The following is a 20,047-nucleotide window of genomic DNA, read 5'->3' as shown; positions in this document are numbered from 1 at the left end:
GGTCGAGACGTGGGGGCAAAATGTTCATAATATGTGCCTGTCAGCGGGCGTGTCCCAACCGAAACACTTCCCGAGCGGCTCCGATCGCGGGTGAGGCCCACTCGCCGTCCAGGCTGACCAGGCGTACACCCGGACCGGCCAGCCAGTGGTGGATGCGCTCGGTTTCCGCCGCACTCGCGCACGGCGTGGGGCCTGGGCCCGGGCGTACCGTCTCGGCGCTGGCCTGTGCGGCGGCGATCCAGGGACGTGGATCCGTACGCGCCGGTGTACTGGTTGCCGCGACCAGTCTGCCGTGGCGGATCACCGCGATGTCCCAACCGCCTTCAGGGGTGGGCGCGGCCGCCGTCATTTCGGCCACGCCGGTCAGCGCCGACAGCCGTTGCAGCCGGTGCGCGCCGTGCAGAAAGGCCAGCAGCCGGTCCCGCTGGACGGCGGCGTCCTCGAAGCGCTGCTGGGCGGCGAGGCTGTCGATGCGCGTCCGCGCGGCGGCGACGACCACGGACGGGTCGGTGGTCATGGCCCGGCGGGCCGCCGCCACATGCCGGGCATAGTCCTGCGGGCTTTCCCGTCCGTCGCATGGTGCTCCGCACCGTCCCATGTCCGCGAGAGCGCAGGCCGGCACCGACCGCCGCGGCGACAACCGGGCGGTGCACTGCCGCAGTGGAATCGCCGCGTGGATCGCGGCTGCGGCGAGATCGGCGGCAGCGGCCCCTGAGAACGGGCCGAGATAGGTGCCGGCGTCGCGAACCGCCCGCACCCGGGCCAGCCGTGGGAACGGCTCGTCGGTGATCCGTAGGTAGACCGCCCGCTCCGGATGTCGGGACCGACGGTTGTACGGGGGTTTGTGCTCGGCGATCAGCCTCAGCTCACGAACCTCGGCCTCCAACGCATGCGCGCACGCGATCGCCTCCACCCGATCGGCCGCCGCCACCATCTCGGTCATCCGCGCCCGCGGCTCGCTCGCAGTGAAGTAGGAGCGGACCCGTGCCCGGACCGATCGTGAGGTCCCGATGTACAACGCCCGGCCGGCGCGATCGCGGAAGACATAGACCCCGGGACCGGTCGGCAGCCCGTCCGCCAGATGCCGCTTGCGCCGCTGTGCCGGGGAGACCTTGCGGGTGAAGCCGTGGACGTCCTCCAGCGTGGTCACGCCGAGATTGCCGAGCCGTTCGAACAGTCCGTGCAGGACGGCGACGGTCGCGCGCGCATCCGCGAGCGCCCGATGACTCGGCTCGCTGTCGGCACGGAAGAGGCGGGCCAGCGACGCCAGCTTGCAGTCCGGGCTTTCATCCTTGGTCACGATCTGGCGGGCGATCCGGACGGTGTCCAGATGCTCCCAGTCGGGGACCGGGTAGCCGCCGCGTGCGCACGCCGCCCGCAGGAAGCCGAGGTCGAAGGGGGCGTTGTGGGCGACCAGGACGCTGCCGCGGGCGAACTCCAGGAAGGCCGGCAGCACGGCGTCGATGGACGGCGCGGTGGCGACCATCGCGTCGGTGATTCCGGTCAGGACCGAGATGAACGGCGGTATCGGTGCGGCGGGCCGCACCAACGTGGCCATCTCCGCGAGGACCTGCCCACCGCGGACCTTGACCGCGCCGAGTTCGGTGATTTCACTGTCGGCGGTGTGGGTGCCGGTGGTCTCCAGGTCCACGACGACGAAGGTGACATCCCGCAGGGGCCGGCCCAGTTCCTCGAAGCTGGCCTGCCGTGGTGGCGGCCCTGCCGGGCCCGGGCCTGGGGGCGGGGGCGTCGAGGACGGCGTCGGCGCGGTCTGGTGGTGGCCTCCCGGCGCAGGTGAGAACGGGCTCATGCCCGCGCAAGGTACAGCTAGCCTCGGACAGCTTTCAGCCTCGGACTGGCTCCATGGCCGACACGGACAGCCCGCGAGACCGTGGAGCGCCCGGCAACAGGGGACGCGGCGTCGCGCGGCCGGGGCACGCACCTGTTCCAGTAGGTGGTTTCTGTCATGATAACGACCGTTTTTACCTACACCCAGCCGGCGGCGACACGAGGAGTAGGTGACTTTCGCGGCAATAGCAACAGTTTCCACCTACCCCTTCTGCGCGGGCTAGCGAGGTATCACGCGAAGGGCCGGGCGAACCCCTCCCGGCCAGCCGTGGCGAGCACCGCACGACCCTACATCCGGCCGGCCCGGATGCCGATAGTGTCCGGGCATGGCCAGCGTCTTCACCCGGATCATCAATCGCGAGCTGCCCGGGCGGATCGTTTATGAGGATGACCACTGCGTGGCGTTCCTGACGATCGCCCCACTCACCCCCGGGCACACACTGGTGGTCCCGCGGCTCGAGGTTGATCACTGGATCGATCTTCCATCGGACCTGCTTGGGGAGTTGTGGAGCGCGGCGGCCACGGTGGGCCGGGCCGTGGACAGGGCGTTCCGCCCCCGGAAGGTGGCCGCGCTGCTGGCAGGCCTGGAAGTACCCCATGTCCACGTGCACATCGTCGCGATCGACTCCGAGGCCGAGCTCTCCTTTGCCAGAGCTGATCATAATCCCGACCCGGCAGCGCTGGATGACGCGGCTGACCGGATCCGGGCCGCCCTCGCGTAGGTCACGCCGGCGTATCGACATCTCGCCTGGACGAATTACCTAAATCTAGCTATTCGGGCTATTCGGGCTATCGGGGCTGGAGCGAATCGTCAGAGACCGCCGGCGATCCGGAAGGGTCGGGCTGCGCCCTATACGCTGGTGCGTCATCGTTGTTCCCATCGCGCCCCGGAGTCTGTGCCGTGCCCGTCGACCTGCCCGGACCGCATACCCGCTGGCGGTGCGGGATATGCGGTAATCTGACCCGTTTCGATGTGGCGAGGACGGTGCGCTCACGGGACTACGTCCATGTCGATCTTGCCGGTGCCTCCCGCGTGGAGGAACGGGACGTCGTGGACGAGAAGATCGAACACGTCTGGTGTCGTTGGTGTGGTGCGGTGGACAGCGTGGTGTGCGAGTCTCGGCCGGCGTCCGGGTGAGCGAGCCACTGCCGCCCAACGTCCGGGCACAGGTCGTCGCGTTTGCCGCCGACACCCTCGCAGACCTTGCGGAGCAGGACGTGCCGGCCCCGCTCATCGCGGTGCGGCGCTTCATCCCGTCGCGACGCGCCCGGCTCGGAGCCACGCCGCTGGCCGCCGCGATCGCGAACGACACGGTGTTTCGCGGGCGGGTGGCCGAACGGGTCCGGCTTGCCCTGCCCGACCTCGTGGCGTCACTCTCCTCGGCCGAGGGGCCGCCGCAAGCCGCGCCACCGGAGGAGATCGCGGCCGTCGCCTATGTTCTGCGTCTGCCCGGCTGGGAGCGGATGGTCGAGGCTGCGGCCCAGGAGCTGGCCGAGGCGGCGGCTGCAGCGCGCGCCGCACAGGCTGCTGGGACCGCCGCGCGGCTGAGCGATCAACTTGAGGCGTTGAAGCGCAGCTCGAGGGTTGAGAGCGACCAACTGCGCGACCGCCTGGCCGTGGCCCGGACCGAGGTCGAAGATGCCCGCAGGCGGCTGCGATCGTCCGCTGACCGGATCCGTCGGGCCGAGCTGGACGCCCAGGACGCCGTGCAAGCCGCTGAGCGGATGCGTGACGATGCGGTTGCCACAGCCCGTGAGGCCGAGACCGAAACCCGTCGGCTGCGACAGCGGGTCACCGAGCTTGAGGCGGCGCTGGCCGCGGCGCGGCGCGGCAGCCGAGAAGCCAGATCCGTGGAGGACGTCCGCCTGCGCGTTTTGCTCGACACGCTGATGGCTGCCGCGAACGGATTCCGCAAGGAGCTCTCGTTGCCGACGGCCGTACGGCGGCCCGCCGATGTCGCCGGTCGCGAGGATGATGACGCGATACTGTTCGATCCGTTCTGCGGGGTGGGCGCGCGCGGCCTCGCCGAGGACGATCCCGGGGTCGTCGACGAGGTCCTCGCGGTCCCCGGCGTTCACCTCATTGTTGACGGCTACAACGTGACCAAACGTGGCTATGGTTCGTTGACTTTGCAGGCACAGCGTGCCCGGCTGCTGTCGGGGCTCGGCGCACTGGTCGGTCGCGCGCCGGAGAGCGAGATCACGGTGGTCTTCGATGCGACCGCGGTGATCGCGCGACCGGTTGGGGTGACGGCGCCCCGCGGGGTGCGGGTGGTGTTCAGCCGGTCCGGTCAGCTTGCCGACGAGGAGATCATTCGGTTGGTGCGAGCCGAGCCGGCGGGCCGTCCGGTGGCTGTGGTGACCTCCGACCGGGAGGTGGCGGAGACAAGCCGGATGTCAGGTGCCCGGCCGGTTCCGTCCGCGGCGCTGCTGACACGCCTCGGCCGGTCCTGAGTCGGCCGGTCCTGAGTCGGCCGGTCCTGAGTCGGCCGGGCACGGGAGCTCCAACGGTCGCGAAAAGTTGTCGGACCCTGCGGCTACGTTGCGTCTCGACGGCGCACGGCGCTCGTGTTGCCGAAGGCATTGAGAAATCTCGACGTTGCCGGCCGGTATCGGCCGGAAAGGCGGACACGATGCTGATCGACTGTGACACCTGCGTGGTTCGCGGGGATGCCTGTGGCGACTGTGTGCTCCACGTCCTGCTCACGCCCGAACCTGTGGCCGACTGGGACGAGGCCGAACAGCGGGCGCTGGCGGCGCTGGCGGCTGCCGGCCTGCTGCCGCAGATGACGCCGTGGCCGCGGCCCGTGCCGGTCGCGTTGCCCCCTGCCGTCCTGCCTCCCGCTGTCCTGCCCGCTGTCGCCTTGGTGCCCGTCGGGTCCGGGTCTTCGCGGCCTTCGTCCTCGTCCTCGCAACGCTCACGTGGACGTGCACGCCGAGCCGGCTGACCGCAGCGGCGGCGGCCCTCCGCAATCGGGGGCGTGGGCAGCGCCGCCGCGCGGCACGGTGGAACAACCGCCGCAGCCCGGCACGCCGGAACAGCTGACACGGCGGCCGCGACGACGCTCGTTGGTGGCGGTGTCAGCCGCGCTTGTCCTCGCCGTAGCTGCAGTGGGGGCGCTGCTGGTCGTCGTCGCTCCCTGGGATCATGCCGGTGCGGTCCGGCTGCAGACCACATCGCGGCTCACCGTCACGGGCTATGGTGCGTCGTCCACGCAGCTCGCCCAGGTTCGCCACGATGCCGGTGACGCGCTGCAATACGTGCGTGGTGTCTGGGACGGGCACTGGTCGGCTGATGTCGTGGTCGACGTTCCCGCGGACGCCGCGGAGTTCCACACCCGGGTGGGCCGCGCGAGCGCCGAGGGTGAGGCGGCTGTCGTACTGATCCCAGCGATGGACGGTGCCGGCCCGGCGGCCCGGGAAGCCGCACGTGTGATCATCAACCCCGACGTCTATGAACGGCTTTCCGTGCAGGGGCGACAGGTGGTGCTGCGCCACGAGCTGACCCACCTGGCGAGCGCGGATGCGACCGGCCCCGGCACCCCCACCTGGTTGGTCGAGGGCCTTGCCGAGACTGTGGGCCATGCCGGGGTCGCCCTGAGCGTGACACGGGCAGCCACCGAGCTTGCAGCTGAGGTCCGGTCTGGTCGACTGCCGGACGCGTTGCCGGATGACGCGGCGTTCACCGTCGCGGATGGGACGGTTCCCCGCAGCTATCAGGAGGCATGGCTCGCCTGCAGGCTGATCGCGGACACGGTCGGCATGGACGGGCTCATTGCTTTCTACCGGCGGGTGGGGTCGGGAGAAAGCGACCCGCAAACCCGGCTGGCCGCCGGTTTTCAGGCGTTCCTCGGCACAACCGAGGCCGGGTTCGTCGCCCGCTGGAGGTCGTATCTGCGTACGCGGTTGTCAACCGACGCCGACGGGCGACCGCCGGGTTGAGCCGGCTGACGCGCCGTCCACGGAACAGGAGAATATGGCCCGATGCGGGTGCTCGTTGTGACCAACGATTTTCCACCCCGTCCGGGTGGAATTCAGGCATATGTACATAATTTTGCCAGTCGGCTTCCCGGTACACAGGTGACCGTGTACGCCCCCGCGTGGAAGGGCGCGGCGGCCTTCGACGCCGCCGCGCCCTTCCCGGTGGTGCGCCATCCGACGTCGATGATGTTGCCGACGCCCGACGTGCTGCGCCGGGCGCGGGGGATCGCCCGGTCGCACGGCTGCGATGCGGTGTGGTTCGGAGCCGCGGCGCCGCTGGGCCTGCTCGCGACCGGGCTGCGCCGCGATCCGGGAGTGAGACGGATCATCGCGAGTACCCACGGCCATGAGGTGGGTTGGGCGGCGTTGCCGGGTGCACGCCAGGTGCTGAGCAGGGTCGGGCGGTCGGTCGACGCCGTGACCTATCTCACCGACTACACCAAGGTGCGCCTCGCGCCGGCGTTCGGCCATCACCCGACCCTGACCAGGTTGCCCAGCGGCGTTGACACCGAGTTCTTCCGGCCCGGCGTCGGGCGCGACGATATCCGCAAGCGTCACGGGCTGATCGATCGTCCGGTCGTGGTGTGCGTGAGCCGGCTGGTTGGGCGCAAGGGCCAGGACATGTTGATCAGGGCTTTGCCGGCCTGGCGTCGCAGGGTTCCCGGAACGGCTCTCCTACTGGTCGGCGGGGGGCCACACCGAGCGTCGCTGGCACGCCTGGCCCGCGACGTCGGAGTGGACGAGGACGTCGTGATGACCGGTTCCGTGCCGTGGGAGGAATTGCCCGCCCATTACGCCGCCGGCGATGTGTTCGCCATGCCGTGTCGGACGCGGCTGGGCGGCCTGGAGGTCGAGGGGCTCGGCATCGTCTACCTCGAAGCGTCCGCCACGGGTCTGCCGGTGGTGGCCGGGCGCAGCGGCGGAGCGCCGGACGCGGTTCTCGATCGGCGGACCGGAATGGTGGTCGACGGTCGTGACCAGGGGCAGATCACCGATGTCGTCGGTGGGCTGCTGGCTGATCCCGAGCGTGCGCGGGCGATGGGTGGCGCCGGCCGTGCCTGGGTCGAGGTGGCCTGGCGCTGGGACGTCCTGGCAGCCAGGCTGCATGACCTGATCGCGTCCCCCTGATGCCGCCGGCCGCGCGAAAGGAGTCATGATCGCCGGTTCCCGCGGTGACTACTGAGATCCGCCGCACCCCGGACGGCGTCGGCAGCGTTGTGCTCACCCACGCCCGCAAAGATCGCCGAGGGTTCCCGCAGCCCACGCCGATAACAACGGATGAACCATAGTTGCGGCGGATGCTGAACGGCTCGACTCTGCGACGGTTCGTGTGCAATTCCGCGCAACGTGAATCCATCCGTACCGGACATAGGTGCTGATCTCGTGTCCGGGTAGCAGCCTGGCTGTTTTCTGATTTCCACCGTGGGTACCTCGATGTGCCCGCGGTGATCTGTCTTCGGTGTCCTGTTCGTGTTGTTGTTTGCTGCGCGTTCATCTGGGCGTGCAGGTCACTCCGTGTTGTCTTGTCGGGCTGCGCTGTTGTCCGGTGCGGTCTGTCGAGCGCGGGTCGGTACAGGGCGGGTTCAAACGGTCGTAGCGGCGCTCCGATAGGATGATCTCGGTCTCCCATCAGTGAGCCACAAGATTTATCACATATGGCGCACTGACTCCTTGAGACCGTCCGTCCGCCCAGGATGCACCACTGACGCGTGTATCACGCGTGATACACTAATATCCATGACTGAGGTGGCGGTTCGTGATCTGCGTAACCATGGTGGCGAGATTCTTGACCGTGTCATGGGCGGGGAGTCGTTGACGGTGACGCGAGATGGTCGTGCGGTTGCGGAGCTACGACCGTTGCCGCGCCGTCCCCTACCGGCATCCCTGCTTCTGCAGCGGTGGCGTCGCATGCCGGCCGTCGATCCTGTGCGGCTCAGGGCGGATATCGACAGTGTGCTGGACCCGGCGCTGTGACAGGTCCGTCGTGCAACCATGAGCGTGGTGTCCTCGACACCAGTACTGTGATCATGTTGTCTCGGATCGAGGACCCAGCCAGCCTTCCTGCGGAGCCGCTCATCACCGCGGTCACGCTGGCCGAGCTTTCGGTCGGACCGCTGGTCGCGACGACGGACGGGGAGCGCGCCGCCCGCCAGGCCCATGTTCAGCAGGCAGAGGCTGACTTCGACCCGCTGCCCTTCGACGCGGCAGCGGCCCGAGTGTTCGGACGTGTCGCGGCCTCGTTGCGGCGAGCTGGCCGCAAACCTTCGGTCCGTGCGTATGACACCATGATCGCAGCCACGGCGCTATCTCATGAACTACCTGTGTACACGTGCAATCCCGCCGATTTCTCCGGCATCGAGGGACTTACGGTGGTTGCTATCCCGGTACCGAGTGCGCCGAAGTCCTAGTGTCTCGTGATTCCACTGACTTTACTTTCCATTGTTGTCGACAAGTTTCTTGATATTGGTCTGGACAAGCTGAACCTTGGCGAGAATCTCGTCCGCGGTCGCCGTCCACGTGAATGGCTACTGAGATGGCATGGACGGACGACGACAGCGCGGCACCGAGGCCATTGCCGGCACGGACACCCACGGCGTCAGGCGGCAGAAAGCGCGACCTCCGTCGACTTGATCAGAGCGATCACGGTGGAACCCGATGCGAGACCGAGGTCGGTCGCGGCGGCCCGGGTGATCGCCGCTGTGATCTCACCGCCACCGTCGAGGACGATATGCGCGACCACCATTGCGCCACCGGTCTCGAGACTGGAAACCGCACCGGATAGCTGATTGCGAATACTGAGACCGGCGACAGCACCTGTGGCCAGAGACCTCGGTTGACTTGATCAGAATATCGACGGCAGAGCCCACCGAGATACTGAGATCCTTGATCGCATCCATGGTCACCGCGGCTGTCATGCGCTGTCCACCAGTGATGTCGATCGCCACGGTGCCCATCGCCGCCCCACTGGTGATCTCGGTGACGGTTCCCGTGAGCCGGTTGCGAATGCTCAAGCTCATTGATCTATCTCATCAGGTCGGGGCGCTGCTCAGAGGTGAACAGCTCCCACTCTCCTACACCAGCCGTCCACGTCGTCAACCTCATTGCCCGTAATGCCCGGCAAGTAACGGTGGTGGATCGTCGGAGGATGACCGGCGCGGCCGGTGGTCTGGTCTTCGGCCGGTGGTCTGCTCTCGGCTGGTGCCGGCAGCCTCGCGGGCAGAGCTGCCCCCCGGACCGGGACCGGGGCTGTGGCGAGCCAGGCGCAGGTGGCCGCCGTCTGGCTTGCCCGTAATCTTCCCGGGCCTCGGCCGAAGGACCTGAGCACCATCACCTGCGCCGGCACCGGCACCGCCGAACAGGGCGCTGCTACCCGAACGACCGCCGCAGAAACAGCGCCCGACGTCGTGAATGCAGCCTGCAGGGCGTATATCAAGGAGTAGTACGATCAGGGACACTCAACGCTGGAAGGTGGATGGTCGAAGTATGACATCCATCACATCGTTCCGCGTGAGTACGGCGGGACGAACGACTTCAACAGCCTCGTGCCAGTATTACGTGCGGTGCATCAGCAAGAGTTCAATCCGTGGTGGATGAGTTATACTGGCTGACGTTGCCCAGGCGCTGAATGCCTTCCGTGCCTATACCGATCCCCGCGATGGGCTGGATGACAATCCGTTCAGGCTGGCGTGCTCCTTCGACAAGCCGGCGACCGAAACGGAGATCGCTCTGGCGTGGCCTGCTGGTGAGTTGCCGACAGAGCTGGTGAAGGTGTGGTCGACCGGCCGCCAGTCCCGATTGTTCGAAGACGTCGACTACGGCCAGTGGGGTCTTGCACTGCTCTCTCCCGCGGCTGCCGCGCAGAGGACGGTCGAGGAACGAACCCAGCGTCCAAGTGCCTACCGAGCCGATGACGTAGTGATCGGGGAGTTTCTCGGTGACCAGGAACTTCTTGTCCTCGCGCCGTCTGAGGCCGAACGTGGCGGTGTGCTGGTTGCCCTGCCGCTCGATGATCGGCCGGATTGGTATGCGGTTGCTGTCGATCTTGCCGAGTTCCTGGGCCGGTACCTGAACGCTCTCGGCAATAAGTACTGGGAGCGGGTCGCCGGGTAATTTAGAGCGCCCGACAATAGGGGCGTGGGTCAAGGAGCGGGGCTGGGGTGCGTAGATCGCGAGGCGGCGGAGGGAGGCACCGGAGGTGTCGGGTGTCGACCGACGACAACGAGGCGAGGTGCGTGCCCCAACCCCGCGACGCGCAGACCACATCCCCGCGAAGGGCTCGTGCAGAGGTTCACCTATGGGCCCGCAGGTCCGTGACATTGCCGGCCACCCACTACACCGGGCAACGCGGGGAGCTGGCTACAGCCCGCAAGGCGTGGAGTTCGCGCGGTTCCTCGCGGCCAGGCTGCATGACCTGATCGCGTCCCCCTGAGGCCGCCGGCCGCGCGAAAGGAGCCATGAAGGAGCCATGATCGTGCGTCCTTTGGCCGGCTAGACTGACCGGACATGAGGGTCCACGTCGTCAGTGACGTCCATGGGCGTGCCGACGCACTTGCCGCCGCGGGGAAGGGTGCCGACGCCTTCATCTGCCTGGGCGATCTCATTCTCTACGTGGACTACCGCGATCATGGTCGTGGGATAATGGGGAACCTGTTCGGTCCGACGGCGGTTGGCCGAATGATTCAGTTACGGACCGAGCAGCGTTTCGACGAGGCTCGGGAATGGTCTCGTGGTCTGTGGGCGACGTTGGGTGACAACCGTCAGGAGGTCATCGAAGGGGCGATCCGCGCGCAGTACGAACAGATGTTCGATGCGTTTCCGACGCCGACCTTTCTGACCTACGGCAATGTGGATCTTCCGCACCTCTATCAGGACTACCTGCGCGACGGCGTTACGCTCCTGGACGGCCAGACGACCGAGATCGGCGGGCTGCGTTTCGGGTTCGTGGGCGGGGGTCTGCGTACTCCGATGCGCACCCCTTACGAGATCGACGATGACGTCTATGCCGCGAAGGTCGCCGCCCTCGGGGTGGTGGATGTACTGTGCTGCCACATTCCACCACATCTGCCCGAACTCGTGTACGACACGGTCGCTCGGCGTTACGAACGGGGCAGCGTGGCGGTGCTGGAGGCCATCCACGAGATCCAGCCCCGGTATGTGCTGTTCGGGCATGTCCACCAGCCATACCGGGAGGTTCTCGAGATCGGACGAACGCGGTGCGTGAACGTTGGACATTTCAACGCCCGGGGGACGCCGTTCGTGCTGGAGTGGTAGGGGTCGTATGAGCCTGCGGGCCATCCGGTAGCCTCGACGACCGGTCACGATGATTATCCTGGCCTCCAGCGGGCGGAAGGCTATGCGATCATGGTCCTTCCCTCGGCGGGGTTCCCGGGCTCCGGGAGACTCCGAGGAACCTGGAGAACCGGTATGTCAGGCAACCGGTATGTCAGCGACGCCGGGTATGCCCGGGTAGTTTGTGGAGGCACTGTCACCGATGGCGGATCAAGCCCGAGCCACCCTTACGATCAATGCTGAGCCGGCGGCGGTGATGGCCGCAATCGCCGATATTGCTGCGTATCCGACCTGGTCAGGGCCGGTGGAACGATCCGAGGTCGTCGCGGTCGGACCGGACGGTCGCCCGCACCAGGCCCGTTTTCTGATCAATGCAATGGTGGCGAAGGAAGACTTCGCCATCGAGTACACCTGGTCGGGTTGCGAGTCGGTGCGCTGGACCCTCGTTGAGGGACAAAACATGATCTCTCAGGACGGCGGCTACGCTCTGCGCGATCTCGGCGATGGCAGGACCGAGGTCGTATACGACCTGACTGTCGAACTTAAGATCAAAATCCCCGGACTGCTCCGGCGCAAGGTCCAAAACGGCGTGGTCGACGCTGCGCTGAAAGATCTCAAAAAATACCTCGAGAGCTGACAGCGCGTGCGATGCGTGCTCTTTTCCGGCAAGGGGGGCGTCGGGACGACCACGGTCGCCGCCGCAACGGCAACGCTGGCGGCTCAGCGCGGCAGCCGGACCCTGGTGCTGTCGGCGGATCCGGCGCGAGGTCTCGCGGCTGTCCTCGACCATCCACTGGCCGACGTTCCCGTTGAGATCGAGTCCGGCCTGTTCGCGCAGCAGGTGGACGTCCAGCGGGCGTTCGAGGAGCAGTGGCAGGTTCTTCGCGGTTACTTCGGGCGACTCTGGGAGGTGACGGGAACCGAACCGATCGATGTCGGTGAGCTGATGGTGCTGCCCGGCGCCGCGGAGGTGCTCACTCTGCTGCATCTGCTTGACCAGATCAGGTCAGGGGACTACGAGGTTGTCGTGGTTGACACCGGCCCCGTCGCGCAGCTGCTGCGGCTGCTGACGCTGCCCGAGACCCTGTCGTGGTATCTGCGCAGGATGGTCCCGGCTGACCGCCGGGTTGCCCGCCTGTTGCGACCCGGTCCCCGCCTGCTCGGGCGTGGTGACGTGGCGGGCGCTGTCACGGAACCGCTGACCGAGGCTGCCGTACGCCTGCGAGAGATCATGAACGAGGTTCGGGAGGTTCTCTCGGACCCATCGCGATCAAGCGTCCGGCTTGTCCTCACGCCGGAGAGCGTGGTGGTGGGCCAGACCCGCGCAGCGTTGACGGCGCTGGCGTTGCACGGCTTCGGCGTGGATGCGGTGGTGGCCAACCGGGTGCACACCCAGGCCGGTGCCGACGCCTGGCGGGCGGGTTGGGTGGCCGTCCACCGCGAGCAGCTGCTGGACGTCGAGATGTCCTTCGCGCCGATCCCGGTCCTTCGCGCCGCCTACCGGGCTGGTGAGCCGATCGGCCTGGAGGAGCTGGCGGCCTTCGCGGCGGCCGCATACCCGGGCCTGGACCCGGTGGCAGTTCTCGGGACTGGCGGACCGACCGACGGCGGACCGGCAGCCAGCGGACCGCTGCGCGTCGAGCGTGCAGGTGACGGTTTCGCGCTCTCGCTGGGTCTGCCGTTTGTGGATCGATCCGAGATCAATCTTGCCCGGATAGGGGATGACGAGCTGATGGTGTCCGTCGGATCGCAGCGGCGGCTGTTCACTCTGCCCTCAGCGCTGCGTCGGTGCGACGTGCGCGGAGCGGCACTGCGAGACGATCGCCTGATAGTCTCCTTTGTACCTAATCCTGACCTTTGGGTACGTGTATGACCCGTCACATGGCCGGGCCGCTGGCACGGGAAGCTGTTTTGTTGGCCGCTGCCCTGCGCGACGTGCTCGTCGACCCGACGTTGCACGGCGCTACCGATGGCCACGGCGCTACCGACAGTACTGGCAGTAGCGGCGCTACCGGTAGTACCGGCGGCGTGGACACTGATCCTGACGCAGGGGCGGCAGGGCTCGATGGTGGACCGTTGTTTGATCGTGTCGCGGGCAGCGGATGTGGCCCTGACGCTCATAATGGTTCTTCGGACGGCCATCAGGACAATCGGTCTGGTGGGGCTTCGATCGTGGCGTGCCAGATGTGTCCGGTATGTCGGCTTGTCGCCATATTGGCCGCGGGCCGTCCGGAGGTGGCAGCGCATCTGTTCGCCGCCGCGACGTCGCTCACCGCGGCGCTACGGGCGACCCTCGCCGGTCCCGCTTCGGACGTCACCGAAGGCGCCGGCGGCCGCGACGGGACAGACCAGCAGGCAGGCACCACCGAGCGACCGCGGCCCCGGTCGCGCGTTCAGAGGATCGATGTCGAATGATTGCCGCAACGACGTCGGGGCGGAACCGCACGGAGTCCGGCCTGGTGGTCGGCGTGGATGTCGGCGGAACCAAGGTTGCCGCGGGCGTCGTCGACGGGACCGGGGCCATTCTGGCGTCGGTCCGATGGCCGACCCCCACCAAGGAGCCGGCCGCGGTGGTCGACTCGATTGCCGCGGCAGTCGATGAACTGCGGGTCGCCGTCGCACCCCGGCCGCTGGAGGCGATCGGCATCGGAGCGGCCGGTTGGATCGACCGCGAACGGTCACATGTCCTGTTCGCACCGAACCTCGCGTGGCGTAACGAGCCGCTACGGGACGAGGTGAGCGCCCGGACCGGCCTGCCGGTGGTCGTCGAGAACGACGCGAACGCGATGGCCTGGGGGGAGTACCGGTTCGGCGCCGGCCGTGGTCACGACGACCTGTTGTGCGTCACGGTGGGAACCGGGGTCGGTGGCGGGATCGTGCTCGACGGCAGGCTGCACCGGGGACATTTCGGGATCGGTGCGGAGATCGGGCACATGCAGATCGTGCCCGGAGGTCAGCCGTGCGGCTGCGGGAACAGAGGATGCTTCGAGCAGTATGCGAGCGGTCGCGCGCTGCTTCGCATCGCCCATGAGTTGGTCTTGGCTTCGCCCGCGGCCGGCCGGCGGATGTTGGAGTTGGCGGATGGCGACATGGCGGGTCTCACCGGTCCGACGATCACTGAGGTCGCCCGGGAGGGTGACCCTCTCGCGGTGAAGTGCTTCGAGGAGGTCGGCAGCTGGCTGGGTCGGGGGCTTGCCAGCCTTGCCACCGTCCTTGATCCGGGCCGTTTTGTCGTCGGTGGCGGCGTGGCGGAAGCAGGCGATCTTTTGCTTGGCCCGGCCCGCGTGGAGTTTTACAACAATCTGTCAGGTCGCAAACACCGACCCGTGGCGGAAATCGTCGTGGCGGAGCTCGGTCCACCGGCTGGGATCATCGGCGCGGCCGACCTGGCCCGAACCTGATCGTTTGTCGCCGCAGACCCGGACCCGGACCCGGGGGTCGCGGCCGGGGCCGGGGCCGGCCGCCGGCCAGGCCGCCGGCCATCCGGGCGGGTGGCGTCAACGGTCGCGCCCCGGAACGGGACGGTAGTCGGCGACCAGTTCCTGGGCCAGCTGTTCCAGGAACAGGCCGGTGTCGGTGACGACACCGACAGCCTGGGCGAATCCGCGGTCGACCAACTTGGCGACGTTGCTCGGGTCGATGTCCACACAGGCTACTGGGATGGATGCTGGCAAAATGTTACCGGTCGCCACCGAGTGCAGCATCGAGGCGATCATCATCGCGAATCCGACCCCGTGCAGGGCCTTGCGCATGGCGCGCTGCCCGGCCAGTACATCGGTGTGAACGTCTGGCAGCGGGCCGTCATCGCGGACCGAGCCGACCAGGACGAACCTCTTGTCGGCTTTGACGATCGCATGCATGATCCCGCCCGTGAGGATGCCGTCCTCGACCGCGGTGGTGATCGATCCGGCGCGCCGGATCGTGTTGATCGCCCGGATGTGCTGTTCGTGACCGCGTTCGGCCGCATTCCCGCGGGTCAACTCGTTGCCGATCGCCTCTCCGTAGAGGGCTGCCTCTATGTCGAGGGTGGCGAACGCGTTTCCGGAGAACAGCACGTCCACATAGCCCGCCTCGACCAGGGCGACCATGGCGGGACTGGCCCCGGCCTGGACGACCGCGGGCCCGGTGACCCACAGCACCGAGAAACCCTCGGCCTTGAGCTCGCGGATCTGGCGGGCGATCGTGCGGACCAGAAGTGCCTGGCGTTGTGGTGACATCGGTGTCGTTGACGATGACAGGGACTGGAAGGTTCCATACATCCGCGTCGAGTGGTCGCTGACCGGCAGGACGGCCTTCACTCCGGCCACGCCGCATACAATCATGTCGTCGGCCCGGACCTCGGACACCGGGATGGTCCGCACCCTCCCACCGGCGACGATCAGGCCGCAGTCCATCTCGGGATGTTCCACCGGTACCCACTGGCTGCCGATGCGGACCATGGTCTCCAGGTTGGTGGTCGCGTAGAAGTCCGCGGGGAACACGCCGTCACGGTCGGCGGGCCGCAGCACCGCCTCGCCCGGGCTCACACTGTTGACGCCGTGTACCTGGATGCGCATGAGAATGCGGGCGAGCAGGTTCGCCGAGTTCGCACCAACAATGATCTTCGCGTGTGATTCGTCGTCGTGGCTCTTTCCGAGATCGATGCTCTCGACCTCGTAGTCGCCTCCGTAGCTGAGGACATCGTCGAGCACCCGAGCGAGAACACCGGTGTCCATCAGGTGACCGTGGATCTCTACCGTTTCGTGGAACCGCACGCAGCCGCCCCTTCCATGACCTGGCTTTGCCGCCGAGGTCTGTCCATCCGAATCCGGGACTAGGGCCTGTCCGATGGATTATCGCCCGTATCGACCAATATCCATCGGACAGCCCCTAGAGGACCGCACCGTCGTCGCCGTGGTCGGAATCGGTGGGCGGTCGATCCCCCATCTGTGCTACCAGTGTGACGACTCCGCCCAGCACAAGCATGACTCCGGCTATGTCATAGCCCGTACCCTGTTCGATTCCTGCTACCACCGGCGCGACCAGGACCCCGACGCCGAGCACGATGGAGCACAGAGCCAACCGGATGACCGGACGCATCCGCGGTAGCGGCGGCGGCGGTGGTGGCTCGTAATGGTCAGAGGGTTCGTACGGGTCCGGCTCCTGGTGGGGGCCTGCTGCCTGGTGGAAGCCGCTGGCATCCGCCTCGTCGGTCAGGCTGGCGACCAACGCGGCAAACGTCGCGTCCCACTCCATCGCGTCGCTGCCCGCGGTGTCGGCCCCGGCTTGCGCTCGGCCCGCAGCCCTCTCGTCAACAACTCTCTCGTCAACAGATCTCTCATCAGCAGATCCCGCACCCGCGGATCCCTCGCCTGCAGGGTGCTCGTCCACGTAACGTTCGGCCGCGCAACTGTCATCCGAGGAATGTCCGGGTGCTCGATCCCGGCCCGGTCCATGATCGTGTCTTTTTCGATCGCCGGGAGTCATGTCAGCCATGGTTCAACCCGACAGTGATCCGGGCGGAACCCCGGGCACGGCGGCACCACGATCGCCCAGCCTTCGGCTGTCAGGCACGGCGTGGGTCCGGACGAACGCAAGGCTTTCCTCGAAGATCGTTTGACGGTCGTTGTCCAGCGTGGCCACGTGATAACTGTCCTCCAGGACTCGTTCGGAGATCTCGCACGATGTCGCTGCGGCCAGCAGGATCCGTCCGGACGAGGCTTCGACGACGTGATCGATGCGGCTGCGGAAGGTCAGCACGGGGCACACGACGCGTCCCAGGTCCGGGACCGTCACCCGCCACAGGTCGATCAGGGACGCGTAGGCCCGCAGTGGTACGCGCTGGTAGGCGATCTCCTGCACACCACGAGCCTTGATGTCGCTACCGATTCCGGGTGTGCAGGGTATGATCCGGGAGAGTAGCGGGGCGATCGCTGAGATCTTCCGGTCGGTGCCGAGGCTCGGGTTGACGGTGACCGCGCCGGCCACGGCTGAACCGTGTGCCTCCGCAAGACGCAGGGCCAGCGTTCCGCCCATGGACAATCCCATGACGAAAACGGTCTCGCACCGTTCCCGGAGTTGATTGAACGCGGCGTCCGTCGCGCCGAACCAGTCCCGCCAGGTTGTGGCGTTCATGTCCTGCCAGCGGGTGCCGTGGCCCGGCAGCAGCGGACAGGAGACTGTCAGGCCGGCCTCCGCGAGGAACTCGCCCCATGGGCGCATGCTGTGAGGTGTGCCTGTGAATCCGTGGACCAGTAGCACGCCGATACCACCACCGTCGCGCTCAAACGGCTCCGCACCCGGTGTGACCGAACGCTGCGGTCCGCTCGCCATGGTTTCCGCCCTTTCGTCACATGCGTGGGACTGTTTGCCCTCCGTGGGCGCACAGTGTTTCTCCGTCATCATCGCGCAAACCGGCTTTGCAGCATGCTCGCACGCCCAGGCGACACAGGCCATGCTCGATGCACCGCCGCGTGCGGCGGTGCATGCGGCGGTGCGCGCGTTCCCGGCCGTGCGGGGGAGAGGACCCGGCACAACCGTCGCTGGTGGGGGGCGACCGGAGCCAGGCGGCTGTGACGGCGGCAACACGACTGCGTGCAGCGGCGCATGTCGGTGGACGCCGCCAGCAGGGGTCCATAGGGTTATTCCGGCCACCGTGTGCGGGTGTGTCCGGCGGATATTGGTGGACGACCACACCGGGAGCTGACGTGTTGTACTGGGTCGTCAAGGCGTTTCTCACCCCCTTCCTGCGGCTCTTCTGGCGGCCATGGGTCGAGGGGCTGGAAAACATCCCGGAGCGGGGTCCGGCCATCCTCGCTGGTAATCATCTGTCCTTCGCCGACCACTTGTTCCTCCCCTTGGTGGTGCCGCGGCGGGTCACCTTCCTGGCCAAAAGCGACTACTTCACCTCGCCGGGGGTCAAGGGGTGGCTTAAGCGGTTGTTCTTCAGCGGCGCGGGTCAGCTCCCGATCGACCGCAGCGGCGGGGCCGCGAGTGACGCGGCGCTGCGAACCGGGGTCAAGGTGCTCCAACGCGGCAAACTGTTGGGGATCTACCCGGAGGGCACCCGATCGCCGGACGGACGACTGTACCGCGGCAAGATCGGCGTTGCCCGGATGGCGTTGGAATCGAAGGTTCCGGTGATCCCCATCGCGATGATCGGTACTTTCGAGGTGCAGCCGCAGGGAAAGGTGATTCCCAAGATCGGGCGCGTCGGCATCCGGATTGGTAGCCCTCTTGACTTCAGTCGGTATGCGGGAATGGCCGATGACCGCTTTGTGCTTCGGTCCATGACCGACCAGATCATGTATGAGCTCATGGTGTTGTCGGGCCAGGAGTATGTCGACATGTACGCCCAGCGGGCCAAGGTCGAGATCGCCGCTGCGCGCGAGGCTGCGATCGAGGCGGCCGGCGGCTCGGGATCTCCCGATTCCGTCGGGCGCACGCACGATCACGCGACCGCCGTGATGCCTCGCGCCGCACGGGCCCAGGCCGCGATCGCCGATCGCGACAGCCGCGACGCCGGCGACGGGACAGGTACCCGCCAGGCAGGCTGATGCCCGATGCGGCAGGCACGGCAGGATGGTCGGTGTGTACTCATCGGGGGATCCCAGGACGTCGAGCGTGCGCAGCGGCGGACGCCCGTTGGTCGGGTGTGCCGAACTGCTGCGTTTCGCGAGCCTGGGTGCCGCGAGTCTGGGTGCCGCGAGCCTGCGGTCCGCGCGGCTGTGCGGTGCGGGGTGGTCGGCCGTGCGGGGCACGGTCATGACCATGACCATGACCATGACCATGGTCGTGGTCATGGCCACCGCTGTCCCGGGGGCCTTGGCGCAGCCCGCGCCGGACGCGGCGGCGGTGAGCCCGACGCCGGCCCGGATCACCGCGGCCGGCCCACCTGCTGGGACGGTGCTGCGCGCGGGCCGCTTCGTCGTTGATCCCGAGGGACGGGTGCTGTTCCTGCATGGCCTTTCGGTGCCGCCGGGAGGTGCCGTCGACGCCGCCATCGTGGGGCAGTGGGCGGCCGACGGCTTCAACGCCGTGCGCATCGGCGTGCGGATGGAGGCTGACGGGACGTTCACCGGTACCTCCGGTCGAGGGGGCGTGCCGGCTCGGGTACCCACCGACGGCTCCGACCCCGGCCTCGACCAGCTCGCAGACGCTGTCCGTGCCGCTGTCGGCCAGGGCCTGCGCACGATGATCCAGATTGTGCCGACGGCCTCGGCCGCGAGGGCTGGTGACGAGGCGCTCGCCGAGGGCTTACGGCGTGTGGTCAGCCGATTCCGTGACGTCGTCGGACTTGTCGGCTTCGAGCTTACGACCTCGGCGGGTTCCCCTGGGCTCAACGGGGCCGTCCGGGACACCGATGCGCACCATCTCCTGTGGCGGCAGAGCGCCGCCTCGTTCGACCCGACCGCGAACGTGGTGACCAACGACGAGGCAGCGCTCCTCGTCGGGTGGGCGGCTGGTGATCCCATGACCGTGCTGCGGTTGGTGTCGGCCGCCGATACGACGCAGATCGGGTGGTTCTTCGACCGGCCGCTGAGCGACGCGACCCTCGCCACCATCGCCAGGCCCTACCCGGCCGCCGTCGCCGGTGTGCCGGTGGGCTTCACCTACAGTCCCTCGGGGCACTTGCTGACCCTGTCCTACATACCGGCGCCGGCCGGGGGCGGTACCTTCGGCGGTCGTGTCGCGACTCAGATCCGTGTGCCCGCACGTGTGTATCCGGACGGTTATGTGGTGCGGGCGAGTGGGGCGACGGTCGTCTCCGCCCCGGGCGCGGGCGTGGTCTGTCTGGTCACCGATGCCCGAGCATCCCGGGTGGATGTCAGGGTCGAGCCGGCCATCGCCGGGCAGGTGCCGCCGGTGGCACCACCGATGGCGGGTGATCCCTGCCCGGCGTCAGCTGCGCAGTCGACGACAGCGCCCGCTCCAGGGCAGTCGGCCGGCA

21 protein-coding genes and 1 pseudogene are annotated in these 20,047 nt (G+C 67.7%); 17 read left to right on the top strand and 5 right to left on the bottom strand.

The window, feature by feature from the left end; all coding sequences use genetic code 11:
• Window positions 1–40: 40 nt before the first annotated feature.
• Window positions 41–1,810 carry a DEDD exonuclease domain-containing protein gene (locus tag U9978_RS02610; protein ID WP_322759408.1) on the bottom strand — a complete coding sequence of 590 codons (1,770 nt, stop codon included), beginning with the start codon at window positions 1,808–1,810 and terminating at the stop codon, window positions 41–43.
• 364 nt (window positions 1,811–2,174) lie between these two features.
• Here U9978_RS02610 and U9978_RS02605 point away from each other — a divergent pair, with 364 nt between their 5' ends.
• The 8 genes from U9978_RS02605 (at window position 2,175) to U9978_RS02570 (ending at window position 8,237) form a co-directional block, all read left to right on the top strand.
• The gene (locus U9978_RS02605; protein WP_322759407.1) at window positions 2,175–2,570 is read left to right on the top strand and encodes an HIT family protein; all 396 of its coding nucleotides are present in this window, start codon (window positions 2,175–2,177) and stop codon (window positions 2,568–2,570) included.
• Window positions 2,571–2,749: 179 nt separating this feature from the next.
• On the top strand, window positions 2,750–2,986 hold the full coding sequence (locus tag U9978_RS02600) for a hypothetical protein (RefSeq protein WP_322759406.1): 237 nt from the start codon (window positions 2,750–2,752) through the stop codon (window positions 2,984–2,986).
• On the top strand, window positions 2,983–4,302 hold the full coding sequence (locus U9978_RS02595; protein ID WP_322759405.1) for an NYN domain-containing protein: 1,320 nt from the start codon (window positions 2,983–2,985) through the stop codon (window positions 4,300–4,302). The genes U9978_RS02600 and U9978_RS02595 overlap by 4 nt, the downstream gene beginning before the upstream one ends.
• Before the next feature lie 179 nt (window positions 4,303–4,481).
• Window positions 4,482–4,796: a hypothetical protein gene (locus tag U9978_RS02590; protein WP_322759404.1), complete on the top strand. Its 315-nt coding sequence runs from the start codon at window positions 4,482–4,484 to the stop codon at window positions 4,794–4,796.
• 124 nt (window positions 4,797–4,920) lie between these two features.
• Complete coding sequence (locus tag U9978_RS02585) at window positions 4,921–5,790, top strand: hypothetical protein (protein WP_322759403.1); 870 nt, start codon at window positions 4,921–4,923, stop codon at window positions 5,788–5,790.
• Between the two features lie 42 nt (window positions 5,791–5,832).
• The gene (locus tag U9978_RS02580; protein ID WP_322759402.1) at window positions 5,833–6,957 is read left to right on the top strand and encodes a glycosyltransferase family 4 protein; all 1,125 of its coding nucleotides are present in this window, start codon (window positions 5,833–5,835) and stop codon (window positions 6,955–6,957) included.
• 609 nt (window positions 6,958–7,566) lie between these two features.
• Complete coding sequence (locus tag U9978_RS02575) at window positions 7,567–7,803, top strand: type II toxin-antitoxin system prevent-host-death family antitoxin (protein WP_322759401.1); 237 nt, start codon at window positions 7,567–7,569, stop codon at window positions 7,801–7,803.
• Window positions 7,804–7,856: 53 nt separating this feature from the next.
• A complete protein-coding gene (locus U9978_RS02570; protein WP_416210830.1) occupies window positions 7,857–8,237 on the top strand; it encodes a type II toxin-antitoxin system VapC family toxin in 381 nt (126 codons plus the stop codon).
• Between the two features lie 188 nt (window positions 8,238–8,425).
• Here U9978_RS02570 and U9978_RS02565 read toward each other — a convergent pair.
• A pseudogene (locus U9978_RS02565) lies at window positions 8,426–8,846 on the bottom strand (TOBE domain-containing protein).
• 231 nt (window positions 8,847–9,077) lie between these two features.
• Here U9978_RS02565 and U9978_RS02560 point away from each other — a divergent pair.
• The 7 genes from U9978_RS02560 (at window position 9,078) to U9978_RS02530 (ending at window position 14,519) form a co-directional block, all read left to right on the top strand.
• Window positions 9,078–9,269 carry a hypothetical protein gene (locus U9978_RS02560; RefSeq protein ID WP_322759399.1) on the top strand — a complete coding sequence of 64 codons (192 nt, stop codon included), beginning with the start codon at window positions 9,078–9,080 and terminating at the stop codon, window positions 9,267–9,269.
• Window positions 9,270–9,576: 307 nt separating this feature from the next.
• On the top strand, window positions 9,577–9,939 hold the full coding sequence (locus U9978_RS02555) for a hypothetical protein (protein WP_322759398.1): 363 nt from the start codon (window positions 9,577–9,579) through the stop codon (window positions 9,937–9,939).
• A gap of 184 nt (window positions 9,940–10,123) precedes the next feature.
• The gene (locus U9978_RS02550) at window positions 10,124–10,258 is read left to right on the top strand and encodes a hypothetical protein (protein ID WP_322759397.1); all 135 of its coding nucleotides are present in this window, start codon (window positions 10,124–10,126) and stop codon (window positions 10,256–10,258) included.
• Window positions 10,259–10,332: 74 nt separating this feature from the next.
• The gene (locus U9978_RS02545; RefSeq protein WP_322759396.1) at window positions 10,333–11,100 is read left to right on the top strand and encodes a metallophosphoesterase family protein; all 768 of its coding nucleotides are present in this window, start codon (window positions 10,333–10,335) and stop codon (window positions 11,098–11,100) included.
• Between the two features lie 220 nt (window positions 11,101–11,320).
• Complete coding sequence (locus U9978_RS02540; RefSeq protein ID WP_322759395.1) at window positions 11,321–11,755, top strand: SRPBCC family protein; 435 nt, start codon at window positions 11,321–11,323, stop codon at window positions 11,753–11,755.
• A 6-nt stretch (window positions 11,756–11,761) separates the two neighbouring features.
• A complete protein-coding gene (locus U9978_RS02535) occupies window positions 11,762–12,991 on the top strand; it encodes an ArsA family ATPase (protein ID WP_322759394.1) in 1,230 nt (409 codons plus the stop codon).
• 538 nt (window positions 12,992–13,529) lie between these two features.
• Window positions 13,530–14,519, top strand: coding sequence for an ROK family glucokinase (locus tag U9978_RS02530; protein ID WP_322759393.1), 990 nt, complete (start codon window positions 13,530–13,532; stop codon window positions 14,517–14,519).
• Window positions 14,520–14,615: 96 nt separating this feature from the next.
• On the opposite strand, the gene U9978_RS02525 is transcribed toward U9978_RS02530, so the two are convergent.
• From U9978_RS02525 to U9978_RS02515, 3 genes are all read right to left on the bottom strand, one after another.
• Window positions 14,616–15,872 carry a TIGR00300 family protein gene (locus U9978_RS02525; protein WP_322759392.1) on the bottom strand — a complete coding sequence of 419 codons (1,257 nt, stop codon included), beginning with the start codon at window positions 15,870–15,872 and terminating at the stop codon, window positions 14,616–14,618.
• Between the two features lie 115 nt (window positions 15,873–15,987).
• Window positions 15,988–16,353: a hypothetical protein gene (locus tag U9978_RS02520; protein WP_322759391.1), complete on the bottom strand. Its 366-nt coding sequence runs from the start codon at window positions 16,351–16,353 to the stop codon at window positions 15,988–15,990.
• 243 nt (window positions 16,354–16,596) lie between these two features.
• Window positions 16,597–17,430 carry an alpha/beta hydrolase gene (locus U9978_RS02515; RefSeq protein ID WP_322759390.1) on the bottom strand — a complete coding sequence of 278 codons (834 nt, stop codon included), beginning with the start codon at window positions 17,428–17,430 and terminating at the stop codon, window positions 16,597–16,599.
• Between the two features lie 374 nt (window positions 17,431–17,804).
• On the opposite strand from U9978_RS02515, the gene U9978_RS02510 reads away from it, so the two are divergent.
• On the top strand, window positions 17,805–18,653 hold the full coding sequence (locus tag U9978_RS02510) for a lysophospholipid acyltransferase family protein (RefSeq protein WP_322759389.1): 849 nt from the start codon (window positions 17,805–17,807) through the stop codon (window positions 18,651–18,653).
• A gap of 67 nt (window positions 18,654–18,720) precedes the next feature.
• The coding region (locus U9978_RS02505; protein ID WP_322759388.1) for a hypothetical protein at window positions 18,721–20,047 on the top strand (1,327 nt) is incomplete at its 3' end.

This window comes from Protofrankia sp. Cr2 (assembly GCF_963555885.1).
Taxonomy (GTDB): domain Bacteria; phylum Actinomycetota; class Actinomycetes; order Frankiales; family Frankiaceae; genus Protofrankia.
This window is presented reverse-complemented; position numbering and strand designations above follow the sequence as displayed.